Here is a 22,310-nt window from a genome sequence, read left to right as displayed (position 1 = left end):
CGGACGACTAGGCTGGAGCCATGAACCTCTTCTTCAAGCTGCTGGGTACCGGAGTGAGCCTCGGAGCAGGCTTCGTCGGCACCAAACTCGTCAACAAAGGGTGGGAAAAGGCCACAGGCAACAAACCACCCCTGGGCAACGACGACATGGAAACGTCCTTGCGTTCAGCGCTGACCTTTGCGCTGATCTCGGCCTTCGTCAGCACCTTGATCCAGGTGCTGGCCAGCCGTGGCACACAGCGCGCCATTGCACGTTTCGCCAAGTCGCAGGACATCGTCTAGCCCTCAACTACAGACAACAACGCGGGGTCGCTTTGCCTCCACTTGATGGAATGAACACCAGTGGGCACAGAGCGTCCCCGCGTTTTGCTGGGAGCTTTTAGCGGTCGTTCCGGGGCTCTTGGCCCGCGGCAGCCCGCTGCACAACGGCCTCGAGTTCGTCTTTGGTGAGCATCTCGCGGTGGCCGTGCTTGGTTCGGTAGGCGGAGCGGCCCACCATGTGGGCGGACACAGGTGCGGTCAGCAGTTGGAAGATCCAAGCCACCAGCAGTACTGGCCACACCCACCACGTCCGCATTTGCAGGCCGATCGCGGCAAGCATGAGGAACAACCCGAGGACCTGGGGTTTGGTGGCTGCGTGCATGCGGCTCATGAGGTCCGGGAACCGAAGCAAGCCGATTGCGGCGCCCAAGGACATCAAGGCGCCCACCACCAGGAACACAGCTGTCACAACATCGATCACGGCATCCACGCCGGTAGCGTCAGGATTCATTGCTCTGTTCCCTCCGTTCCGCCACGAACCGCGCAACGGTCACCGATCCGATGAAGCCGATCACGGCTAGGGCTACCAGCAGCATCAAGTTGTTGAGGTGCCTGTTCAACGCCATGTCGATCGCCAGTGCAGCACCCAGAATGGCCAGCAAAACGTCCGATGCCAGCACGCGGTCCAACAGGGACGGGCCAATAGCGATGCGCACAATCGCACCTGCGGCAGCCAGGCTGAGGATCACTGCCGTCACCACGAGGATGATTTCCTTCATCGTGTTGCCCCTTCGGTTCCCGGACGTACTTCGGCGTTGAGCGCTTGCACTTCCTCGGCCGTACCCATGATCCGGATCAGTCGTGCCTCGATGGTCTGGACTTCCTGGCGGATCTTGTCAATGTCCGCTTCTTCGTAAATGTTCAGCGCGTGCAGGTAAAGGGTGGACGTCGACCGGTCCACTTCCACCACCAGCGAGCCCGGGATCAGCGAGATGACGTGCCCGGTGGCGGTCACCATCAGGTCCGAGTGGCTTCGCAGGGGAACAGCGACGACGGCGCTGCGCACCTTGGGTCCCTTGACTACTGCCAGGAACAACACCAGGAAGCTCGCTGCCACCACTTTGGCGAGGAACATCAGCGCAAAGGGAATGGCGCGCAGGATGTTGAACCTGCCGCTCAGTTCCACTGGTGGAAGGTAGAACAGTTTGGCCACCAAGACCGCGATCAATGCACCGAACAGCAGGTTGCCTGGGCTGAAATCCCGCCACAGCGCACCCCAGACGATCACCAACCAGATGAGCAGTGGGAGTTCGGTACGGAAGGAAATGGGCTTACGGCTCATTTGGCACCACCCGGCTGCGGTTCCTCGGGCTGGGCTAGCGGGGGCACCTCGACCGAGTCACCCAGGACCGAGTGGATGTAGGCCGAACGGTCCAGCATGATCCCAGCTGAGCCGTCTGCAACCTTGAACAGCGGACCAGCAAAGACGGTCAGCGCCACACCGAAAACTACCAATCCCGCCGTCGACCCCACCATGGTTCGCGGCAGGACGCCCACGTTCCCCGGCGCCTGAAGCGCAGGGTCCGGGTACTCGGCGTCTTCGGGCTTGCGCCAGAAGGCCCTGTTCCATACACGCGCGATTGCCAGCAACGTCAGGAGGCTGGTGACAACGCCGCCAACCACCAGCGTGATGGCCAGTGGTGTTCCCAGCTCCACCCCGGCCTGCAGGAGGCCCAGTTTTCCCAGGAAGCCTGAGAACGGCGGGATGCCTGCGAGGTTCATGGCCGGGATGAAGAAGAGCAGCGCAAGCAACGGGGAGAGTTTGGCCAGGCCACCCAGCCGGTCGATGGAGGAACTGCCGCCCCGGCGTTCTATGAGGCCTGTGACCAGGAACAGGCTGGTCTGCACCGTAATGTGGTGCGCCACATAGAAGACCGCGGCGCCCAGCCCGGCTACGGAACTCATGGCCAGGCCAAACACCATGTATCCGATGTGGCTGACCAAAGTGAACGACAACAGACGTTTAATGTCGCTTTGGGCAAGGGCGCCGAGTATGCCCACCACCATGGTCAGTAACGCCACCACCATGAGTGGAACATTCAGTGTGTCCCCGGGGAACAGTAGCGTTTCCGTGCGAACCATGGCGTAGACGCCCACCTTGGTCAACAATCCGGCAAACACTGCGGTAACCGGCGCCGGCGCTGTCGGGTAGGAATCGGGGAGCCAGAAGGACAGCGGGAACACAGCCGCCTTGATGCCGAAAGCAACCAGGAGCATGACGTGCAGGAGGTTTTGCGTCCCCTGGTCCAGTTCGGCCAGTTTGATGGCCAGGTCCGCCATGGTGATGGTTCCGGTGGCCCCGTAAATCATGGCGATGGCGATGAGGAACAGCACGGAGGAGACCACTGAGACCACCACGTAGGTGACGCCCGCGCGGATGCGGGGTCCGGTGCCTCCGAGGGTCATGAGCACGTAGCTCGCCGTCAGGAGGATCTCGAAGCCCACGTAGAGGTTGAAGAGATCGCCGGTGAGGAAGGCGTTGGAGACTCCGGCCACCAGGATCAGGTACGTCGGGTGGAAGATCGAGACGGGGGCTTCCTGGTCGCCGTCGGCCATGCCTTGGCCGGTGGCGTAGATCAACACCGCAAGGCTCACCACGGTGGATACAACCAGCATGAGCGAGGAGAACTGGTCCACCACCAGCACCACGCCCCATGGCGGCAGCCATCCTCCCAACGTGACTGAGGTTGTACCGCCGTCCCATACGGAGACGAGCAGGAGGCACTCGAGCAGCAATGTGGCACTGAGGATACCGATGCTCACCACGCGCTGGGCAGTGTGGTGCCGGATCAACAGGAACGCGAGTGCGGCACCCAGGATCGGCAGGAGGACAGCTAGCGGCGACAGGTTTGCGAGGTTCACGCGCTGCCTCCTTCCTGGTTGGGTGCCTTGCTCGGAGTCTCGGTGGCTTCGGGGTGGGTGTGGTGGGAGGTGGTAGGTGTGACGGCGAATTCCGAAGTTTCCAAAGGCACAATCGCGTCGTCCTCGGCATCGAAGCTCGGCGTCTCGGCCACGCGGCGGTCCTCAAGGTCATCCTGGATTTCGTCCTGCCGCGCCAGGACCCACGTACGGTAGATGATGCCCAACATGAACGCCGTTACAGCGAAGGAAATGACGATCGAGGTCAGGATCAACGCTTGCGGGAGGGGATCGCTGTAGGCTTCGGGGGCTGTTTCCTTGGTGAACAGGGGCGCCAATCCCGCGTAGCCGCCGGTGGTCAGGATCAGGATATTGGTGGCGTTGGCCAGCAACATCAAACCCAACAGCACCCTTGTCAGGCTCCGCTCCAGGATCAGGTAGATGCCGCAGGCATACAGCACGCCCATGACGATCAGCAGGGTCAGGTTGATGCTCATGCGGTACCTTTCCCGGACGCGGCGGATTCTGCGGCTTCTTCAGCAAGATCGGCGGCGTCTTCCTCAGCAAGGGGCGCCCCCTTGCCCTCAAAGTGTTCGTCGATTTCGGCACCGAGGCTGCGGAGGACGTCGAGCGCCAAGCCGACGACCACGATGTACACGCCGATGTCGAAGATGGTGGAGGTGACGAACTTGACGTCGCCGAAGACCGGCAGCCAGAACTCTATGATCGCGCTCTGGAACACCTGTCCGCCAAGGAACAGCGGTACCAGACCCGAGGCCGCCGCCGTCGCAAGTCCCGTCCCCAAAAGGGTGCCGGCACTGACTGTCGCAGCCTCGCTCAACTCGAAGCGGCCGCCTGCCAAATACCTGATGGTCAGGGCAAGGCCCGCCGTGAGGCCGCCTGCAAAGCCGCCGCCGGGCAGGTTGTGGCCGGCGAGGAGGAGGTAGATGGAGAAGACGATCATCGAGTGGAAAATCAGCCTGGTCACCACCTCGAAGATGATGGAGCGGCGTTCGGGCGCCAAGGTGCGTCCCGCGACCAGCCATGCGTCACGGCTGACGTCCGTGAACTTCTTCGCCAAGGCCAGCGTGACACCGTCACGGGAATCACGCTCGACGCCGGTGCGGCGCCCCACGCTGCCTTCCGGCACCGCCTCGGAGGTCTTGATGCGGTCGCCGCGGCTGCGGACGAAGATCAGGCTCGCGACACCCGTGGCTGCGATGGCGAGCACCGAAATCTCGCCGAACGTGTCCCAGGCGCGGATGTCCACCAAGGTCACGTTGACAACGTTCAAGCCGCCACCGCCCTCGTAGGCCAGGCGGGGGAAGTCCAGGGAAATCGGCGTGGCCACGCGGGCGCCCATGGCGTAGATCGCCACGAAAATCATGGTGATGCCGAAGGCCGCGCCAATGATCACGCGGATCACCCGAAGCCGTCCGCCGGTCCTGTCGCGAAGCTCAGCGGGCAGGCTCCGCATGGCGAGCACGAACGCCACCAGGACAATCGTTTCCACCAGCATCTGTGTCAGTGCAAGGTCCGGGGCGCCCTGCAAGGCAAACATCAGGGCAATGCCGTAGCCCGTCACGGACACCATCAGCACCGCAAGGAAGCGCTTGTTGGCGCGGACAGCAGCCAGGGCGCCCACCACGATTCCGGCGCCGGCAACCATCTGCAGCGGAGAGTTTGGATCGATGAAGTAGATGCCGTCCGGCAGTGGCTTGTTGGCCGCGATCAAAGCCGCGAGTGGTACCGCGAAAGCTACGGTGAGGATGACCGTCAAGTAGAAATACAGTGAACCACGCTGCGTGCGGCCGGTGACCCAGACCGCGATGTCATCCAGGGCTCCGATGGTGTGCTGGTAGGCGCGGTCGCCGTCAATCCAGTCCGGAACCAGGCTTTGGGCGCGGGAGACGATGTTGCGTCCGTAGAACATCGCGGCACCGGCTGCGAACGTCACCGCAGTCAACCCCAGCGCAGGGGTGAGGCCGTGCCACAAAGCCAAGTGTCCGGCGTCGACGGCGTCCGGGGCGTCGGCGAACAACGCCGCATAAGGCTGGATCCAAGTGTCAACGGCAGCGGGCCACACACCGTAGACGATGGTGAGCAGGCTCAAGATCGCCGGAGCCGCCAGGAACGCAGGCTTAATGGGCTTGAATGGCGTTGGTTCAACCCCCGGCTTGACGGCAAACGCCCCCCACATGAACCGGGCGCTGTAGGCGAACGTGAGGATTGATCCGATCACCAAGCCAACCAGGATCCAGACACCCCATGCAGGAGCATCCTCGCCGGTGCCGTAATGGACGAATGCTTCAAACACGGACTCCTTGGCAACGAAGCCAGCCAAGGGTGGAACGCCGGCCATCGATGCTGCGGCGATTGCGGCCACAACTCCCAAAGCCCTCGACGAGCGGAAGACGCCGGATAGCTTACGGATATCGCGCGTCCCGGATTGGTGGTCGATGATGCCCACCACCAGGAAAAGCGCTGCTTTGAACAGGCCGTGTGCAAGGAGCAGCCCCAGCCCGGCAAGTGCCGCATCCGGGCGTCCAAGCCCCACCACCATGGTGAGGAAGCCAAGCTGGCTGACGGTTCCATAGGCAAGGATGAGTTTGATGTCAGTCTGTCGGAGGGCGCGGTACCCGCCAACGAGCATGGTGGCCAGCCCGAGTCCCAGGACCACCGGCAGCCAGAATTCCGACTCGGAAAAGCCCGGAGCCAGCCGCGCCACAATGTAAATGCCCGCCTTCACCATCGCCGCGGCGTGCAGATACGCACTGACCGGGGTGGGGGCGGCCATGGCGCCGGGCAGCCAGAAGTGGAACGGGACCAGCGCCGATTTGGTGACAGCACCGGCAAGGACAAGTACGACGGCGGCCGTCACCGCACCCTGCATGGGTCCGGTCATGAGGGTGGCCGCTTGGTCCAGGATCGCTGAGATGCGGTACGTTCCAGCCGCTTGACCCATGATGATCAGGCCAACAAGCATCGCCAGGCCGCCGGCAGTGGTGACCATCAGCGCCTGCAGCGCCGAGCGGCGGGCTGCCAAACGGGTACGGGCGTAGCCGATCAGCAGGTAGGACAGGATGGTGGTGAGTTCCCAGAAGATGAACAGCATCAGCAGGTCATCGGAGGTGACCAAACCGAACATGGCTCCGGCAAAGGCCAGCAATTGGGCGCCGAAGCCGCCGAGGTCCGCGTCCTCGTTCTTGAAGTACCGTGCGCAGTAGACCAGCACCAGCGATCCGACTCCGAGGATCAACAAGGACATGATCCACGCCAGGGGGTCCATGCGGAAGGCCAGCTCCAGCTTCAAGCTGGGTATCCACGGAAGGAGTTCTTCTATGCCGCCACCGGAATATACGGGCCCGTACTGAAAGACCAGCCAAACGAAGGCTGCTGCCGGCACCGCTGCCAACACGTAGAACGCGTTTCTGCCGAGTTTGCTGAAGATCAAGGGCGCCACAGTTGCCGCTGCAAAGGTGATGGCGAGAACTGTGATCACTGTTTTCTCCGCAAAGTCAGGAACGAATTGTCAAAGTTGGAGCAGGCGGTCATACGTTGGGTTCAGTTCATCTAGTTTATCAAGGGGGTCGGACAGTTTTTCGCCAGGGAAGCAGCCCTGAGGTTACGTTTCAATCCCTGTTCTCCACATAGTGGGCTGTCATCCGCCCACCGTCCTCCCCTCCGCTATAGCATCGAGCTATGAACGCGGCCGCAGTTCCCGAAGCCTCCCACCCGACATCCGAGCTCGCCTCAGGACCTGTCGCCTCCAAGAAGGGCCAAATCCTTGCGTGGGCTTCCTGGGACTGGGGATCAGCGGCCTTCAACGCGGTGATGACCACGTTCGTCTTCACCGTGTACCTCACGTCCAACGCCTTCGGCGGTGAGGACGCTGCCTCCGCGGCGCTCGGGGCGGCCCTGGCCATCGCAGGACTGGCCATTGCCCTGCTGGCTCCGGTCACCGGGCAACGTTCTGACGCCGGCGGCCGCCGTAAGCTCTGGCTCGGCGTCAATACCGCCGCCACGGCTGTGCTGACTGCGCTCTGCTTCTTCGTCTTTCCCCGGCCCGAGTTCCTTCTGCTGGGCGTCTGCCTCATCGCGCTGGGCAACGTTTTCTTTGAGTTTGCCGGCGTCAACTACAACGCAATGCTGGCGCAGATCTCCACTCCAAAGAACATCGGCAAGGTCAGCGGGTTCGGCTGGGCCATGGGCTACCTCGGTGGAATCGTTGCCCTGCTGCTGGTTCTCCAGTTGTTCGTCCAACCGTCCTTCGACTGGTTTGGCGCTTCCACCGAAGACTCCCTCAACATCCGCCTTGTAGCAGTCTTCTCGGCGCTCTGGTTCTTCATCTTTGCCCTGCCAGTGATGTTCGCGGTCCCTGAACTTCCGGTGAAGAAGGCCGCTGCTTCCTTGGGCTTCCTGGCTTCCTACAAGTTGCTGATCCGCCGTATCGGGGCCATTTACCGGACCAGTCCCCACACCATCTACTTCCTTCTCTCCAGCGCGATCTTCCGCGATGGGCTCGCCGCTGTCTTCACCTTCGGTGGCGTCATCGCAGCCGGTACGTTCGGTTTCGAACTCAAGGAAGTCATCTTTTTCGCCATCTTCGGCAACGTGGTCGCAGCAGTGGGTGCGATCATTGGCGGATTCCTTGATGACAGGATCGGACCCAAAAGCGTCATCGTCCTTTCGCTGGTGGGCCTCCTCATCGCCGGCACCTTCATTCTGGTGCTGGGCAACGGTGACTACGTCTTCCTGGGCAATGAGTGGCCGGCGAGCAACACTTTTTGGATCTTCGGCCTTCTGCTCTGCCTCTTCGTAGGCCCGGCCCAGTCATCCTCGCGGGCCTACCTGGCAAGGCTTGCACCGGACGGTGAAGCCGGCGAGCTTTTCGGCCTGTACGCCACAACCGGCAGGGCTGTCAGCTTCCTTGCACCAACACTCTTCACCCTGTGCATCGCCATCGCCTCGCCCTTGGTTGCCGAGGGCGAAGCCCAACGTTGGGGCATTCTGGGAATCATGGTGGTGCTGCTGGCAGGCCTCTTGGTGATACTGCCGGTCAAGCCGCCGGCCAAAGTGGAAATAGCTGTGGTCCCCGAACGTTAACTACTAAGGACCGGCGGAGTGCGAGAGTCGCACCGGACCGGTTCAGGACAGTTTAGGGTGGAACTATGAACGTGGATGAGACCGAACTCCCGGGCCTGGGGATCCGCAAGGACTTCGTCACTGCCTCTGGTCGTCGTATCGGTGTAGTGGAGTTGCGTGAAGGCGAAACCGAGCTGTTCGTCTCCACCTGGGACGACCCCGACACCTGCCAAGCCTCCATTCCGTTGACTGCCGATGAAGCCGCAACCCTGGGGAACCTCCTGGGCGGCCAGCACATCGCCATGCGCTTGGCGGAGGCACACCGAGAGGTCCCGGGCATCGTCACACGCCAGTTCTCCATCACGCCCGACTCACCGTTCGTGAACCAGCCCATGGGCAAGGCCCAGGTCCGCACCCGGAGCGGCGTCTCCATCGTCGCAATCATGCGCGAAGGCGAGGTCGTCCCTTCGCCTGCACCCGACGTCGTACTTCACTCCGGTGATCTGCTCGTAGCAGTCGGTACCCAGGAAGGCCTTGACTCGGCAGCCGACATCCTCCGCAACGGCTGAACGGGATGGACCCACTCGCACTAGCCCTCGTTGAGTTGGGGGCCGTCGTCTTCTGCCTCGGCCTCCTGGCACGGCTGGCGGGCCGGATCGGAATGTCCCCCATCCCCCTCTATCTCGTGGGTGGGTTGGCCTTCGGAGCGGGTGGCTTCGTCAAACTGGACGGCATGCACGAATTCGCGCATCTTTCCGGTGAAATCGGCGTCATTCTTCTGCTGCTTATGCTCGGACTGGAATATACGGCTTCCGAGCTCGTCACCGGCCTGCGGCGATCCTGGCAAGCCGGGGTCATGGATTTTGTCTTCAACTTCCTCCCCGGCGCAGGCCTGGCCGTCCTCCTCGGATGGGGGCTGGTGGGCGCCATCGTCATGGGCGGCGTCACCTACATTTCCTCATCCGGAATCGCGGCCAAGGTCATCACCGACCTCGGCCGGATCGGCAACCGCGAAACCCCCGTGGTCCTCTCCATCCTCGTTTTCGAAGACCTCGCCATGGCCATCTACCTGCCCATCCTCACCGCCATCCTTGCCGGCGTGGGTTTCCTTGGCGGGCTGCAGACCGTTGGCATTGCCCTTGCCGTGGTCACCGTGGTGCTGGTGATCGCGCTCAAGCACGGACACCGGGTCTCGCAGGCAGTTCATAGCGAGAACTCCGAGGTGTTCCTGCTGAATGTCCTGGGACTGGCTCTTTTGGTTGCCGGCATCGCTTCCGCGCTCCAGGTATCAGCAGCAGTGGGAGCGTTCATGCTGGGCATTGCCATCTCCGGTGCAACGGCGCACAACGCAACCCGCATCCTCGAACCGCTGAGGGACCTCTTCGCGGCGATCTTCTTCGTAGCTTTCGGACTCAACACCGACCCCACTTCCATACCTCCGGTCCTCGGCTGGGCCCTTGTCCTGGCCGTCGTCACTGCAGCAACCAAGATGCTGACCGGGTTCTGGGCCGCGAAACGTGCCGGTATCGCCATGCCCGGCCGCTTCCGTGCTGGAGCAGCCTTGATCGCCCGCGGTGAATTCTCCATAGTCATCGCTGGCCTGGCCGTCGCTTCGGGGGCAGTCCCCGACGAGCTCGCCGCACTCGCCACGGCCTACGTCCTCATCATGGCCATCCTGGGTCCGTTGGCCGCCCGCTTCGTGGAACCGGTGGTCAAGGCCATCCGCCGAACCCCCGGCGCCCCACCCCGGGCCGCCGAGCGGGCCCCGGCCTAACCCGGGCGCTAGCTCCCCACGCCCTCCCCCTCCCCTGCCCACCCCTCCGCCGAGGGGCGACATCTCAACCCCTCCCCTCCGCCGAGGGGCGACATCTCGACTCCAAAGCCCACCCAAACGGGCGAAAGCTAACCCCTCGGCGACCACCCACCCCGGATCAAAGACTCCCGGATCCGACGCGCGACCCCGTCATAGCCGAGCTCCCGAATCTGCTCCACTGTGACCACAACGGAGATCCAGCCGTTTGCTGCAAGCGCGGCTTCCCTTCGGATGTCGGATTCCTTCTGCGCGGCGCTAAGGTGATGGCCGCCGTCGTAATTGATTGCCACTTTGAAGCTTGGAAAGGCGAGATCCGGCCACGCCACTTCGCGCCCTGAGCCATCGCGTACCACGTAGCTCAGCACGGGTTCCGGTAAGAAGCCCCTGCCGATCGCCAAACGCAAGCTCGTCTCAGGCACGGAATCAGCCCCCACCCGCGTCAATTCCAACGCGGCGCGGGCTTTGCGGATGCCACGCATGCCGGCGTGCCGATAGACCTGCGCCTTGAGATCGTCAAGGGAACAGAGAGGTATCCGGTTGTGACCAAAACTCCTCGTTTGCTTGCAGATGAAATGGTCGGCGGCTGCGACCAAGTCCTCGAAGGGCAGCACAGCAGCCAGGTCCAGCCATGTACGGGCGGGGCTTGTCAGGGGAATCCCTTGCCAGGTTCTGACATCGGACTTCGCCAACACCATCCGATGCCCCTTGACTCCCTTGCGTTGGGGCCGGAAAGCACCGTCGGACCTCGTCAAATGAAGCAGGAAATCCTGCTGTGAATCCCAAGGGAGGGGGCAGCCCCAGAGCATGGCAGCCGTTTCACGACAGCAAATGGCTCCCTCACTGATCCCGGTGAGGAGTCTCGCTGTATGGGCAAGGTCCTGCTCCTCACCCCAAGGAACCCGGATTCCCCGGCTGGCCACCTGGAGATCGCTGTTCCACGCACGATGATCCGGAATGCCTGCCGCCCGTTGCTCGGCAAGCGTGAAGGAACGGCCCAGAAACTCAATCGGGAGTGGTGCGGAAATCCTCATCAGCCATTGTTGGCATGGTCTCGGATGCCCCGAGAGGTTACCCACAGTGTGGAGGACTAGTGGAGCTCCGACAGCCCCATCGAGGGGCGGGATCTCAACCGAAAAACCCACTCAAAGCGCCGAGAACTAACCCCTCGGCAATGCTCGCCCTGGACTCCGTAAGGCAGAAGTTACCCGCAAACACATCCCATCGAGGGGGCGGGATCTCAACTGAAAAACCCACTCAAAGTGCCGAGAACTAACCCCTCGCGAGGAATGACACCCACCAAAGCGCCGAGAACTAACCCCTCGCAGGGGATGACACCCACCAAAGCGCCGAAAGCTAACCCCTCGCGGGGAGGGCGGGTTAGATGGACGTCCGGTGGAAGTTCTGGTGGCTGCGGCTGGCGGTGGGGCCGCGCTGGCCCTGGTACCGGTTGCCGTATTCACCGGAACCGTAGGGGTGTTCTGCTGATGACGTCAGCCGGAAGAAGCACAACTGGCCGATCTTCATGCCGGGCCATAGCTTGATGGGCAGGGTTGCCACGTTGGACAGTTCCAACGTCACGTGGCCCGAGAATCCGGGGTCGATGAAGCCTGCAGTGGAGTGCGTGAGCAGTCCGAGCCGACCCAGTGAGGATTTGCCTTCAAGGCGGGCAGCGATGTCGTCGGCGAGGCTGACCGTTTCATACGTGGAGCCCAGGACGAACTCGCCGGGGTGCAGGATGAAGGGTTCGTCGCCTTCAACTTCAACCAACCGGGTCAGCTCGGGCTGTTCCTCGGCGGGGTCGATGTGGGCATATTTGTGGTTGTCGAACAGCCGGAAGAACCGGTCGATCCGGACGTCCACGGAAGACGGCTGCACCATCGCGGGGTCGTACGGCTCAAGAACAATCCGTTGGGAGTCTATTTCGGCACGTATGTCGCGGTCAGAGATCAGCACAGCATCAAAAATACCCCATGCGTCCAAGTCCCCATGCATTGTCCGGGCGGCCTCGTGGGACTATAGTTCCCGGACATGTAGAGCCGCGCCCGTACCTGGGGGCAACGAGCATTCGCGGGGTAATTGTGAAAAAACTGGCAGTGCCGGCTTCCATTGTGCTGGCCGGGGCGCTGGCCCTTGGCGTGGCGGCCTCCAGCCAGATCCTTCCAGCTACGAACGCAGGTCCCGGCGGCAGCACCACCCCCTCTGCCAGCGTCGAGTCTGGTTTAACGGCACCTGAGTCAAGTACGACGCCGGACGCCTCACCTTCCGTCGACGCCCCCGCCACCGGGGAGGCCTCCGACCCCGCCTCTCTTCCCACCCCGGAGGAAGGATCCCCCAGCAGCGTACCCACCAGGCCCATTGCCGTGGACCCGGTCATTGAGACGCCACCGCCGGTGCCGAACATCGGACCTTCATGGGGTCCTGATGGTCCGTCAACGGAAGGCCCGGAGAACCCGGCCCCAAGCGATCCTGTGGTTTCCAGTCCTGCTGAACCATCGCCGTCGTCATCCTCGGCACTTCCGATGCCGACAGCGCCGGCCATGGGCCCCGTCCCCACGGCTTCTACCTCCGGCTCAGCGGCACCGACGGCGACCCAGACACCAACACCAACACCAACACCAACACCAGCGCCCACGCCATCTGTCAGTCCGCCGTCGCCCACACCGTCCCCCACTCGGACGGCAACCCCAACGGCAACCCCCACGGCTTCGCCGTCGGGACCGGCTTCGACAACACCAGCGCCCAGCGAGACACCAACAGACAGCGCCACACCTGCCCCCACGCTGACGCAAACACCAACGCAGGAACCATCAACCACCCCCTTTCCCGGCAAATCCCCCAGCGGTGAAACCAACCCGGACAACGGTGCCCTGGCCCTCCTCCCGGACAGCAATTCCGCCGCGATCCTGACGGTGTTCAACGCGATCAACAGCTACCGGGCGTCCCTGGGTCTGGCCCCGGTGAAGTATCACGCCACGGTGGCGAGCCTGGCCCAGGAGTGGTCGAACAACATCGCAACACGGGAAGTGATCCAGCACCGACCCAATTTCTGGACAGACCCGCGGGCGCTGAGTCCCAACAATGGTGCCGGTGAGGTCATCGCCGTCCGCTGGGACCGCGATGCTGCGCAACTGGTGGAGTGGTGGAAGGGTTCTCCGGGGCACGATGCCCTGCTGCGCGATCCCCGGTTCAACGTCATGGGCATCGGCATTACGTACACGGACGGTAACTGGCAGACCACGCCGAACCGCTACACGCTCTGGGGTGTAGTGAACTTCTTCGGATACACGACGCTCCCGGCCGGAACCACTACGTCACCGGGCGGAACTGTGACTCCCCCCGCGGATCCCATTGGAGCGTGCCAGCCCGGGGATAAGTACCAGCCGCCCACGCTGAACCTCAGCAACGCATCCATCAGGAGTGCAGCCGACCTCGTCTCCATCGCGGCGGACGGAACCGTGTATTCCTACCCTTCCCTGGGGAATGCGAAGTACGGCGCGGCCCGCAAGATCGGCATTGGTTTCACCGGGCTCAAGGAACTGTTCGTCAGTGACTGGGACCGTGACGGCGTCTTCGACCTCATTTCCCAGCGCACCGACGGAGCACTGCTGGTGTATCCGGGCAGGCAGACGGGCGGATTCGGCTCGCCAGGGGTTTTGGGCCACGGATGGCAGTCCTTGAACATTTCCGTGGGCAACTGGTGTGCCAACAACAGGCTTCCGCAAATTGTGGCCATGGACGCTTCGGGCGGTCTCTGGTTATACAAGAACGCGGGGATGACGTACATCCGTTCCCAGGCAGCGATCGGCACGGGCAACAAGGCCATCCGGCTCAGCATGGTTGATTACAACGCGGATGGCTTCCAGGATCTCCTGACCGTTGAGCCCAACGGTTCCCTGCGCCTGTACCGGGGCACCGGCCTTGCTACGCCCAAGCAGGAAGCGCGGCCTGTGGTGGGTGCTGCGTGGACGGACTACTCGGGTCTGCGTTCACTGAAGGGCGTAACGGGAGCGAACACCATCGGCATCGCGGGACTGGGTACCAACGGGGTACTGGAGTACTGGGACCTCACCTCGGGAAGGCTGACGACGCCGGTCGCCGTGGGTGGCGGGTGGAGCGGCTACAAGCTCGCCCAATAGCCGCCCAACACCCGGCAGCCCGGGCGGGCAACACCGCCCAACACCCAGCCCGGGCGGGCAACACCGCCCAAAAGCCGGGCAACAACGGAACCGCTCACACCACCGAGCGGGACTCCATCACGGTCTTGAGCTGCTCCAGCTGGGCGACTTCACTTTCCATGGTTTTCTGGATCATGCCGTTCATGAGCTTCCGGAGGCCCTTGGGGTGGTATTCGAGGGCGAACCGGAGCCGGGTTGTTTGGCCTTCGGTGCTGAGGTAGTAGCCGCCGGTGGGCCGGGCGGGACCTGCGACGACGGCGAACCGCACTTCCGCTCCCGGCCTGGCCTCGGTGATCTGGAAATCGGCGGCGATGGGCCGGCCGCCGGGTCCGTTGAGGGTCTGCTGGTAGAGCGCGCCTTTTTGGCCACGGATGCCGGAACGGAGCGAGATGCTGCGGATTCCGGAGCGCCAGAGGGAGTTGTTCATGCCGTCCATGAGGAATCCGTAGACGGTCATGGCGTCCCGGCTGATCACCACTTCGTAGTCTGCAAATGCCATGGAAACCTCTTTCGCGTACGGTTCGAATGTCTTAGCCCGGTTCCCCATACGCAGCAGCTAACACCTTCAGAATAGTCAGCGGACCATGAACGGGCACACATAAAGGTCGAGCCTTGACCGAATGGTTATCTGGCGCCTTCATAAAGTGACCACTGACAGGGCAAGGCGCTACGGGGTAGAGTTCCCGAGGCTGGCTTAAACCGATGTGGGGGCATTATGCGGGTTCTGAAACAACAGACTTTCGCTTCAAAGGCACGACGCCGGGTGGCCGCGTGCGCTGTTTTCCTCGCCGTGGCGGTGGCTGGCGGGGTTGTCACAGCGGTTCCGGCAACAGCGGCACCACCGCTTGCAAGCACCCCGGCGAAGACAGCAGTCCCCACAACTGTCAATCCGTTGCCGAGCGTGGATCCCATCGGGGATCCAGCCAGCTTTTCAGTCCTGGTCAACAAGTCGCGGCCGCTGAATCCGGCGAGCTACGCGCCGTCGGACCTCATTAACGCACGCGGCTCGGGCCAGTACATGCGGGCGGAAGCTGCCGCCTGGCTCAACGGCTTGTTCCAAGGGGCCGCTGACGCGGGTACGGGCGGGTTGTCGATCGTCAGCGGCTACCGTTCCTACGCCACCCAAACCCAGGTCTACTGGGGCTACGTGAACGCCTACGGCCAGGCCTATGCGGATACCATTTCGGCCCGGCCCGGCTACAGCGAGCACCAGACTGGCCTCGCCATGGACATCGGCAACGCTGCCGGCAGTTGTGGGCTCAGCACTTGCTTCGGCGATACAGCCGCGGGCAAGTGGGTGGCTGCAAACGCCCACAAATACGGTTTCATCGTCCGCTACCCCAACGGCTACACGGGCACCACCGGGTACAGCTACGAGCCCTGGCATCTGCGCTACGTGGGCGTAGACCTGGCCACCGACATGAACCGGCGCGGGTTCCCCACGTTGGAGCACTATTTCGCGGGCAACACCGCAGCCGCGGCCAGCATCAAGTCCGGCGCGGACCTGGTGGCCGCAGACTCTTCCGGCCGCCTTTTGCGCTACCCCGCGACGGCGGCCGGCGGCTATGCAGGCGCCGTCCAGATCGGTTCGGGGTGGACCGGGTTGAAGCAGGCTTTCGTGGTGGATTGGGACATTGATGGCGTCTACGATCTCCTGGCGCAATGGAACAACGGCGTCCTCGGGGTCTATCGGGGCCTTCCGGGCGGCGGGTTCGCCAACCAGGTAGTGGTGGGCAACGGAGGCTGGGAGCGCATGACCATCACCGTGGGTAAGTGGACGCACGCGCATGGCCGACCCGGCGTCGTCGGCTATTTCCCGGACGGCGTCCTGCGCTATTACCCCAACACCTTCGGTGGCGCGCTGAGCGCTCCGCAGATCATCGGGAAGGGCTGGAACGGCATGGAGTTGACCATCGCCGATTGGGAAGGCGATGGCGCCAACGACATCCTGGCAAGGACGGGCTCCGGGGCCCTCATCAACTACCGGGGCGACGGTTGGGCAGGCTTCTATGGGCCGGCCACTACCGTGGGCACGGGCTGGCAGTACATGCGGGTGCTGGCCCCAAGCTTCGGGCTGACCGGCGCGGGCACCCGCGGCATCACGGCACAGACTGCCGACGGCAACCTCTACAACTACGGCCTGGGCCGGGGCCAGTGGACAACGTACCGCCAGGTGGGTTCCGGATGGAACGGACTGAAACTGTTCAAGTAGGCGGCCGACGCGCTTGTCATGAGCTGCCCCTCAACTGCGCTAAGCTAGGACTCGCTCGGGCGAATTTCTCCCGGGCAGCGCGGGCGTAGCTCAATGGTAGAGCGCTAGCTTCCCAAGCTCGATACGCGGGTTCGATTCCCGTCGCCCGCTCAAGGAAAGCCCCGGATCCCAGGATCCGGGGCTTTTTCGTGGCCGGGAGCTTTTGCGCTCCGGGCTTCCGCACATCCCGGGGCTGAAGTGTCCCGGGCGTTATCGTGCCCGCAGCTTTGCGCCCGGGGCTTTCGTATCCGGGCTTTCGCGTTCCGGGCGATATCGTTGCCCGCGGCTTTGCGCCGGGAGCTTTCGCGTTCCCAGCTTTCGCGTTCCGGGCTTTTGTATCCGGGCGGAAGGCCCGACGACGACGCTCGCCCCGCCGGCGCCGCACACCTGGCGCCTGGGCAGGGAGGGTGACCGCGGCCACTGTGACCCCCGCCGAGGTGTAGGGTCAGGAGTCAGGAGCCATTTCGGCTCCGCTCTAAGGGAGCCATCATGGGCGACAAATCACCGCGCCAAACCGCATCGAAGAAATCCAGCAAGTCCATCAAGGAAAAGCGGGCGGATAAGCGGGCTTCCGGCTCCGCCGCCGCGGAGGCAGCAAAACCTTCAACCGGCAGCAAGAAGTGACGGCGCCCAACGGTCAGCTGAGCATCGGCGTCCTTGCTACCTCGCTGAAACCGAACGAGCGTCGCCTGCCGATCCACCCGCAGCACTTGGAACGCATCGATCCTGCCCTGCGCCAACAGCTCCGCTTTGAACATGGTTATGGAGACCGCTTTGGTGTCTCCGACACCGCGCTTGAAGCGCTGGTTGGCGGACTTGGTACACGCGAGGAGTTGATCGCCTCCAGCGATGTCATCCTGCTGCCTAAACCGCAGGCCCAGGACCTTGCCGAGCTCCGCGATGGCCAAACGCTGTGGGGCTGGCCGCACTGTGTTCAGGACCGGGCCATCACCCAGTTGGCCATCGATAAGAAGCTCACGCTCATTGCCTTCGAGGCCATGAACCATTGGGCCGGCGATGGTGGCTTTGGCCTGCACGTGTTCCACAAGAACAACGAACTCGCAGGATATTGCTCCGTCCTCCATGCCTTGGCGCTCACGGGCTCCACCGGCGACTACGGCCGCCGGCTCAGCGCCGTCGTCATCGGTTTTGGCGCCACTGCGCGCGGTGCCGTGACGGCCTTGAATGCCCATGGTGTCCACGACGTCCAGGTTTTGACCAACCGGGGCGTCGCCGCCGTCGGATCTCCGATCCATTCAGTGCGGATCGTGCAATTCGACCACGACAACGAGGCTCCGTTCCTCAGCGAAGTCATCACCGACCAGGGACGCAAACCGTTGGCGCCGTTCCTGGCGGCGGCGGACATCGTGGTCAATTGCACCCTGCAGGACCCCAACGCCCCGCTGACGTACCTGCGCACGGAGGACCTGACGGATTTCCGGGCTGACAGCTTGATCGTGGACGTTTCCTGCGATGAAGGGATGGGGTTCAGCTGGGCCCGCACCACCACGTTCGACGACCCCATGTTCCGCGTGGGCGGACACGTCAACTACTACGCCGTGGACCACAGCCCGTCGTACCTTTGGAACTCGGCCAGCTGGGAAATCAGTGAGGCCCTGTTGCCGTTCCTGGACACCGTGATGGCCGGTCCGGCCGGGTGGGACGCCAACGAGACCATTTCCCGTGCCATCGAAATCCGCGACGGCGTGATCCGCAACCCGGACGTTCTTGAATTCCAGGGACGCTCCGCGGAGTACCCGCACCTGCCTGTGGCCTGAGCCGACAAACACCTCAGCGGCCAACAACAAGCGCCCCCGGTCCTGCCGGGGGCGCTTTTGTCGTCCAGCTCTTCTGTTGTTCCAGCGCTTCAGTTGTCACAGCGCTTCCACGGTTACAGCGGTTCCACCGTTGGCCCGTGGGCTCTTTGATCCCGCCGGCACTCAGGCGGTCTGAGGTTCCTGCACGATCCTCAGCACCCGCCGCCTGTCGCGCAGGTCCACTTTCAGGTGCAGCGATGACTTTCGGGCCAGGACGACGGCGACTACCGCAGCAGCGATGGCGGGCACCCCGCCCGAGATGAGGACAGCCAAGTGTGGGCCGAGGTGCTCCGCGAGCCAGCCCATCATGGGGCCGCCGATAGCCTGCCCACCGATCAAGACCACCAGGTAGAGGCTCATGACGCGGCCGCGGATGCTCATGTTGGAGCTGGTCTGCACCATCTGGTTGGCCGCGGTGAGGAACATGAGGCACCAGAATCCGGCAAGGACCATGGTGACGCTGAACCAGACCATGGACGGCATCAGCGATGACACACAGAGCATCAAACCGTACAACCCGGCGGACATCACTACCGACCTCAACCGCAGTTGACGACGCCGGGTGGAGGCCACCGCTCCTGTCAGTGCACCGAGCGCAACCATCGCGTTGAGCAGGCCGTAGCCTCCGGCACCGGCGTCGTACACGTGGTCCGCAAAAGCGGCCAGCAGCACCGGAAGGCTCATCGCGAAAACTGCCACGAACCCGGCCATCAGCCAAGGCCAGTAGATGGTGGGCTTACTGAGGGCGTAGTTGAGGCCCTCGCGCAGCATCCCCTTCTTTCGGGGTGTGGGCTGGCTGAGGTGCAACTGGTCCTTGCGGAGGATCAGCAGCATGGCCACGGTGGAGCAACAGGCCACTGCGTTGGCGGCGAAAGCCCAGCCGGCGCCAACGGCAGTGAGCAGAACACCCGCCAATGCCGGCCCGATCAGGCCGCCCAATTGGAAGGTGGTGGAGTTGACGCTGATGGCGTTCCGCAAGTACTTAGGGCCGACCAGCTCATTGACGAACACTTGCCGGGCAGGCTGGTCGAGCACCGTGACGAAGCCCAGAACCAAGGCAATGACGTACACGTGCCAGACCTGGACAAGGCCGCTCAAGGACAGCACCGCCAACGCAGCGGCCAGTACCGCCGCCGCAGATTGGCAGATGATAAGGATCTTGCGCTTGGCGAAACGGTCGGCAATCATGCCGCCCCACGGTCCCAGGAAAAGCGACGGCATGAACTGCAGTGCCACGGTAATTCCGACGGCGGTCACGGAACCGGAGAGTTGGAGCACCATCCAGTCCTGGGCGATGCGCTGCATCCAGATGGCGATCACGGCGATGAAATGGCCGATTGCGAAGATCCTGAAGTTGGGGACCTTCAGGGAGATGAAAGTATGACGCCAGGGCAGCTTTTCGCTCACGACGGCGATCGGCTGGGTGACGTTGTCCGGCTGGCTTGCGGCGGGGCGGCTTTCGGCCGCGTGGCCTGGGTCCTGCTGGCTTGTGTCCAACTGGCCTTGGTCCGGCTGGCTTATGTCCGGCAAGGGACGGGCGGACAGGGAATCGATGACGGGCTGGCTGACGTTTGCCGCTAAAGGCGGTGGGGGTGCCAAAAGTAGTCCTCGGATCGAGAGTTTCGGTGGGATGCGTTTAACGCTATGGTTGCCAGCAGCAATTATGGAAGCGTATTGCGCCTATAACTAGCATTGCGGAATGCAATGAGGTGCCTGCGGGACAAGGGGCATCGGCGCAGTACTCCGGCCGTGCGCTGACCTGCGCTTAGAGGAGTTCCGTGTTCGAACCCGTCCAGCTCCGCTCCTTTTTGGCCGTTGCGGAAACCCTGAGTTTCACCAAAGCCGCCGAACGGCTGGGGCTCGCCCAGCCCACCGTCAGCCAGCACGTCCGGAAGCTGGAGGCCGCCGCCAAGCGCGTACTGGTCGCCCGGGATACCCGTGAAGTGCGGCTCACTGACAACGGCGATGCCATGGCTGGTTTCGCCCGAAACATCCTGGCCGCCCATGATTCCGCGGCACGGTACTTTTCCGGTTCAGCCATGCGCGGACGTCTCCGGTTCGGAACCGCCGACGACCTCGCCATCACGGGCCTCCCACGGATCCTGCGCGAGTTCCGGCAGCTCTATCCGCAGATCAACCTCGAGCTCACCGTCAGCCAAAGCGACCAGTTGTACAAGCGGCTCAACGCCGGGCAGCTGGACCTGGTGTTCGTGAAATGGGTGGCCGGTGCCAAGGAAGGCACGGTGGTCCGCCACGACAACTTCGCCTGGGTGGGCGTGGAACAGACCGTGCTGGAGCCCGGGGCGCCAGTTCCGCTCATCGCCTACCCCGCGCCCAGCCTCAGCCGGAAACTCGCCATCGATGCCCTGGAAGCCGAAGGCCGGACGTGGCGGATCACCTGCAGCACCAAGCAGATCAGTGGGGTGCTGGCGGCCGTGCGGGCCGGCATTGGAGTTGCCGTGATGCCCGCGTCGCTGGTTCCCGAGGACTTGAAAGTGATCACGCAGCGGTTTGGCCTGCCGCCGGTAGGCGACGTCGATTTCACCCTGATCCGCAACCCGTTGGCCAACGCAGAAGTAATCGATGCACTCACGCAGGCCATCATGGGACGGACGCTGAGCAAGTCGAACTAGCTGCGGGCTGGGCGGTTTGGCCGGATGCGGCCCTTACGCCCGTTCCACCACCTCACTACCCTAAGGTCGTCCAGGGCGAAGCGGCCTTCCGGCACGGCGGCCCGGATGCGTTCGTCGTCGAAAGGAAGCCTGGGACGCAGCTCCACGGGAAGCCACGGCGCATACGGCGAAGGCTCGCTGACCCCTTCGGCGAGCATCTGCGCCTGGGCTTTTGCGACGAGGGGAACCACCATGGTCCATTCTGTCAGCTGAGCCAGCGCGCGGATGGACCAGATGGGGGCGCGGACGTAAACGGGGTGGCCGTCCGCCATCCGGGCGATCCTGCGGACAGCTGCTCCAAGTTCAAGCTCTTCGGCTCCGACAACAGCGACGGTCGGGGTGGGCACGCGACCTTCGAGGGCGGCGATCAGGGTGTTGACAGCCTCTTCCACCGGTATGGGTCGAACAGTCCGCTCCCGATAACCTACGGTCGCGAAAACCGGAAAGCTGCGCACCGCACGCGTCACGTGGTCCACCATGTGGTCTCCCTTGCCGTAGATCATCCCCGCTTTAAGAATCGTGTGCTCGATGCCGGACTGCCGCAGGAGTTCCTCGGCAGCCCATTTGGTCTCGTGATAGGCGGAGCCACAATCAGGACGGGCGCGAAGGAAGCTCAACATGACGATTCTTTGGACGCCCGCCCTCCGGGCAGCTTCAATGACTGCGCGGGTGCCTTCAACGTGAACCCGCTGGAAGGTCTGGTCACCGATCTCCCGGTTGATCCCGGCGCAGTGGGCTACGACGTCGCAACCCGTGAAGGCCTCCGTCAAGGCGTCGACGTCGGTGATTGCGGTCCCTGTCCGCCGCGAAATGATGACGGTGTCCGGCCTATTGAGTCGTTCTGCGAGGTGACGCCCTACAAAGCCTGTACCTCCGGTAATAGCCACGCTCATGATCTAGCTCCTTCGCTTATTAGCAATTAAGCTAAACTGTATATAGCAATTGTGCTATATTGCAAACATGGCAGATGCAGCATCGGATATCTTCGCAGCGTTGGCGCACCCCACCAGGCGGCAAATTCTTCAAGACCTCAAGGACGGCGAGTTGGCCGCAGGGGAAATCGCTGCGCGATTCAACGCCACGGGACCCACCATTTCCCGACACTTGAGCGTGCTGCGCCAGGCCGGCCTGGTCACGGAACGGCGGGACGCCAACCGTATTCTCTACTCGCTCGTGGGCGAGCGCCTGGCCCTGTCGGTGGGAGACTTCCTTTCCACGGTTTGCCCCGAGCAGATCGTGTTGCGGGAGGTCCGGAAACGGACCCCTTCCCGCCCCTCGACCAGAACACCGAAAGCGGCCAAGACATCGGAAGCCTGAA

The 22,310-nt window shown here is 63.2% G+C and carries 21 protein-coding genes and 1 tRNA gene; 11 read left to right on the top strand and 11 right to left on the bottom strand.

Features of this window, described 5'->3' with window-relative positions; translation table 11 throughout:
- The first annotated feature begins 20 nt into the window (after positions 1-20).
- On the top strand, positions 21-281 hold the full coding sequence (locus AC6JA3_RS02670) for a DUF4235 domain-containing protein (protein ID WP_026543338.1): 261 nt from the start codon (positions 21-23) through the stop codon (positions 279-281).
- A 97-nt stretch (positions 282-378) separates the two neighbouring features.
- Here the strand turns inward: AC6JA3_RS02670 and mnhG are convergent, their stop codons facing one another.
- The 6 genes from mnhG to AC6JA3_RS02640 are packed head-to-tail and all read right to left on the bottom strand — an operon-like array spanning position 379 to position 6,681.
- Positions 379-771: a monovalent cation/H(+) antiporter subunit G gene (gene mnhG / locus AC6JA3_RS02665; RefSeq protein WP_026543337.1), complete on the bottom strand. Its 393-nt coding sequence runs from the start codon at positions 769-771 to the stop codon at positions 379-381.
- Positions 761-1,039 carry an MrpF/PhaF family protein gene (locus AC6JA3_RS02660; RefSeq protein WP_026547836.1) on the bottom strand — a complete coding sequence of 93 codons (279 nt, stop codon included), beginning with the start codon at positions 1,037-1,039 and terminating at the stop codon, positions 761-763. The genes mnhG and AC6JA3_RS02660 overlap by 11 nt, the downstream gene beginning before the upstream one ends.
- Entirely contained in the window at positions 1,036-1,602 is a 567-nt protein-coding gene (locus AC6JA3_RS02655) for a Na+/H+ antiporter subunit E (protein ID WP_026543335.1), read from the bottom strand. The genes AC6JA3_RS02660 and AC6JA3_RS02655 overlap by 4 nt, the downstream gene beginning before the upstream one ends.
- Positions 1,599-3,182, bottom strand: coding sequence for a Na+/H+ antiporter subunit D (locus tag AC6JA3_RS02650; RefSeq protein WP_026547835.1), 1,584 nt, complete (start codon positions 3,180-3,182; stop codon positions 1,599-1,601). The genes AC6JA3_RS02655 and AC6JA3_RS02650 overlap by 4 nt, the downstream gene beginning before the upstream one ends.
- A complete protein-coding gene (locus AC6JA3_RS02645; RefSeq protein ID WP_026543333.1) occupies positions 3,179-3,676 on the bottom strand; it encodes a Na(+)/H(+) antiporter subunit C in 498 nt (165 codons plus the stop codon). The genes AC6JA3_RS02650 and AC6JA3_RS02645 overlap by 4 nt, the downstream gene beginning before the upstream one ends.
- Positions 3,673-6,681, bottom strand: a complete 3,009-nt coding sequence (locus AC6JA3_RS02640; protein ID WP_347782505.1) for a Na+/H+ antiporter subunit A — start codon at positions 6,679-6,681, stop codon at positions 3,673-3,675. Before AC6JA3_RS02640 ends, AC6JA3_RS02645 begins: the two co-directional genes overlap by 4 nt.
- Before the next feature lie 200 nt (positions 6,682-6,881).
- On the opposite strand from AC6JA3_RS02640, the gene AC6JA3_RS02635 reads away from it, so the two are divergent.
- The 3 genes from AC6JA3_RS02635 to AC6JA3_RS02625 all read left to right on the top strand — a co-directional run bounded on the left by AC6JA3_RS02635 (position 6,882) and on the right by AC6JA3_RS02625 (position 10,038).
- Entirely contained in the window at positions 6,882-8,285 is a 1,404-nt protein-coding gene (locus AC6JA3_RS02635; RefSeq protein ID WP_223943868.1) for an MFS transporter, read from the top strand.
- A 65-nt stretch (positions 8,286-8,350) separates the two neighbouring features.
- A complete protein-coding gene (locus AC6JA3_RS02630; RefSeq protein WP_026543330.1) occupies positions 8,351-8,833 on the top strand; it encodes a cation:proton antiporter regulatory subunit in 483 nt (160 codons plus the stop codon).
- Between the two features lie 5 nt (positions 8,834-8,838).
- Positions 8,839-10,038 (top strand): cation:proton antiporter, encoded by a 1,200-nt coding sequence (locus AC6JA3_RS02625; protein WP_026543329.1) that lies wholly within the window; start codon positions 8,839-8,841, stop codon positions 10,036-10,038.
- Between the two features lie 128 nt (positions 10,039-10,166).
- Here AC6JA3_RS02625 and AC6JA3_RS02620 read toward each other — a convergent pair whose 3' ends face one another.
- Both AC6JA3_RS02620 and dcd read right to left on the bottom strand, forming a co-directional pair.
- Positions 10,167-11,108 (bottom strand): putative endonuclease domain-containing protein, encoded by a 942-nt coding sequence (locus AC6JA3_RS02620; protein WP_026543328.1) that lies wholly within the window; start codon positions 11,106-11,108, stop codon positions 10,167-10,169.
- 346 nt (positions 11,109-11,454) lie between these two features.
- Positions 11,455-12,030: a dCTP deaminase gene (gene dcd / locus AC6JA3_RS02615; RefSeq protein WP_011776299.1), complete on the bottom strand. Its 576-nt coding sequence runs from the start codon at positions 12,028-12,030 to the stop codon at positions 11,455-11,457.
- A 140-nt stretch (positions 12,031-12,170) separates the two neighbouring features.
- On the opposite strand from dcd, the gene AC6JA3_RS02610 reads away from it, so the two are divergent.
- Complete coding sequence (locus tag AC6JA3_RS02610; protein ID WP_347782504.1) at positions 12,171-14,213, top strand: CAP domain-containing protein; 2,043 nt, start codon at positions 12,171-12,173, stop codon at positions 14,211-14,213.
- Between the two features lie 94 nt (positions 14,214-14,307).
- Here the strand turns inward: AC6JA3_RS02610 and AC6JA3_RS02605 are convergent, their stop codons facing one another.
- On the bottom strand, positions 14,308-14,751 hold the full coding sequence (locus AC6JA3_RS02605; RefSeq protein WP_026543326.1) for an SRPBCC family protein: 444 nt from the start codon (positions 14,749-14,751) through the stop codon (positions 14,308-14,310).
- A 216-nt stretch (positions 14,752-14,967) separates the two neighbouring features.
- Here AC6JA3_RS02605 and AC6JA3_RS02600 point away from each other — a divergent pair, with 216 nt between their 5' ends.
- The 4 genes from AC6JA3_RS02600 (at position 14,968) to AC6JA3_RS02585 (ending at position 18,281) form a co-directional block, all read left to right on the top strand.
- Positions 14,968-16,464, top strand: a complete 1,497-nt coding sequence (locus AC6JA3_RS02600) for a M15 family metallopeptidase (RefSeq protein ID WP_026543325.1) — start codon at positions 14,968-14,970, stop codon at positions 16,462-16,464.
- Positions 16,465-16,543: 79 nt separating this feature from the next.
- A tRNA-Gly gene (locus AC6JA3_RS02595) sits at positions 16,544-16,614 on the top strand.
- 378 nt (positions 16,615-16,992) lie between these two features.
- A complete protein-coding gene (locus AC6JA3_RS02590) occupies positions 16,993-17,127 on the top strand; it encodes a hypothetical protein (RefSeq protein ID WP_263422074.1) in 135 nt (44 codons plus the stop codon).
- Complete coding sequence (locus tag AC6JA3_RS02585) at positions 17,124-18,281, top strand: N(5)-(carboxyethyl)ornithine synthase (protein ID WP_026543324.1); 1,158 nt, start codon at positions 17,124-17,126, stop codon at positions 18,279-18,281. The genes AC6JA3_RS02590 and AC6JA3_RS02585 overlap by 4 nt, the downstream gene beginning before the upstream one ends.
- A gap of 162 nt (positions 18,282-18,443) precedes the next feature.
- Here AC6JA3_RS02585 and AC6JA3_RS02580 read toward each other — a convergent pair whose 3' ends face one another.
- Positions 18,444-19,919, bottom strand: a complete 1,476-nt coding sequence (locus AC6JA3_RS02580; RefSeq protein ID WP_347782503.1) for an MFS transporter — start codon at positions 19,917-19,919, stop codon at positions 18,444-18,446.
- A gap of 179 nt (positions 19,920-20,098) precedes the next feature.
- On the opposite strand from AC6JA3_RS02580, the gene AC6JA3_RS02575 reads away from it, so the two are divergent.
- The gene (locus AC6JA3_RS02575; protein ID WP_026543322.1) at positions 20,099-20,953 is read left to right on the top strand and encodes a LysR substrate-binding domain-containing protein; all 855 of its coding nucleotides are present in this window, start codon (positions 20,099-20,101) and stop codon (positions 20,951-20,953) included.
- Here AC6JA3_RS02575 and AC6JA3_RS02570 read toward each other — a convergent pair.
- Positions 20,950-21,885 carry an SDR family oxidoreductase gene (locus AC6JA3_RS02570; RefSeq protein WP_347782502.1) on the bottom strand — a complete coding sequence of 312 codons (936 nt, stop codon included), beginning with the start codon at positions 21,883-21,885 and terminating at the stop codon, positions 20,950-20,952. The two genes, AC6JA3_RS02575 and AC6JA3_RS02570, sit on opposite strands and share 4 nt — an antisense overlap.
- A gap of 67 nt (positions 21,886-21,952) precedes the next feature.
- On the opposite strand from AC6JA3_RS02570, the gene AC6JA3_RS02565 reads away from it, so the two are divergent.
- Complete coding sequence (locus AC6JA3_RS02565; protein ID WP_026543320.1) at positions 21,953-22,309, top strand: metalloregulator ArsR/SmtB family transcription factor; 357 nt, start codon at positions 21,953-21,955, stop codon at positions 22,307-22,309.
- Position 22,310 lies beyond the last annotated feature (1 nt).

Source organism: Arthrobacter sp. TmtSoilC79 (assembly GCF_059739405.1).
This window is presented reverse-complemented; position numbering and strand designations above follow the sequence as displayed.

Bases quoted from the DNA above. Each gene is read 5' to 3' on its own strand.
- AC6JA3_RS02670 (WP_026543338.1), top strand. From the start codon at position 21: ATGAACCTCTTCTTCAAGCTGCTGGGTACCGGAGTGAGCCTCGGAGCA.
- mnhG (WP_026543337.1), bottom strand. From the start codon at position 771: ATGAATCCTGACGCTACCGGCGTGGATGCCGTGATCGATGTTGTGACA.
- AC6JA3_RS02660 (WP_026547836.1), bottom strand. From the start codon at position 1,039: ATGAAGGAAATCATCCTCGTGGTGACGGCAGTGATCCTCAGCCTGGCT.
- AC6JA3_RS02655 (WP_026543335.1), bottom strand. From the start codon at position 1,602: ATGAGCCGTAAGCCCATTTCCTTCCGTACCGAACTCCCACTGCTCATC.
- AC6JA3_RS02645 (WP_026543333.1), bottom strand. From the start codon at position 3,676: ATGAGCATCAACCTGACCCTGCTGATCGTCATGGGCGTGCTGTATGCC.
- AC6JA3_RS02635 (WP_223943868.1), top strand. From the start codon at position 6,882: ATGAACGCGGCCGCAGTTCCCGAAGCCTCCCACCCGACATCCGAGCTC.
- AC6JA3_RS02630 (WP_026543330.1), top strand. From the start codon at position 8,351: ATGAACGTGGATGAGACCGAACTCCCGGGCCTGGGGATCCGCAAGGAC.
- AC6JA3_RS02625 (WP_026543329.1), top strand. From the start codon at position 8,839: ATGGACCCACTCGCACTAGCCCTCGTTGAGTTGGGGGCCGTCGTCTTC.
- AC6JA3_RS02620 (WP_026543328.1), bottom strand. From the start codon at position 11,108: ATGAGGATTTCCGCACCACTCCCGATTGAGTTTCTGGGCCGTTCCTTC.
- AC6JA3_RS02605 (WP_026543326.1), bottom strand. From the start codon at position 14,751: ATGGCATTTGCAGACTACGAAGTGGTGATCAGCCGGGACGCCATGACC.
- AC6JA3_RS02600 (WP_026543325.1), top strand. From the start codon at position 14,968: ATGCGGGTTCTGAAACAACAGACTTTCGCTTCAAAGGCACGACGCCGG.
- AC6JA3_RS02590 (WP_263422074.1), top strand. From the start codon at position 16,993: ATGGGCGACAAATCACCGCGCCAAACCGCATCGAAGAAATCCAGCAAG.
- AC6JA3_RS02570 (WP_347782502.1), bottom strand. From the start codon at position 21,885: ATGAGCGTGGCTATTACCGGAGGTACAGGCTTTGTAGGGCGTCACCTC.
- AC6JA3_RS02565 (WP_026543320.1), top strand. From the start codon at position 21,953: ATGGCAGATGCAGCATCGGATATCTTCGCAGCGTTGGCGCACCCCACC.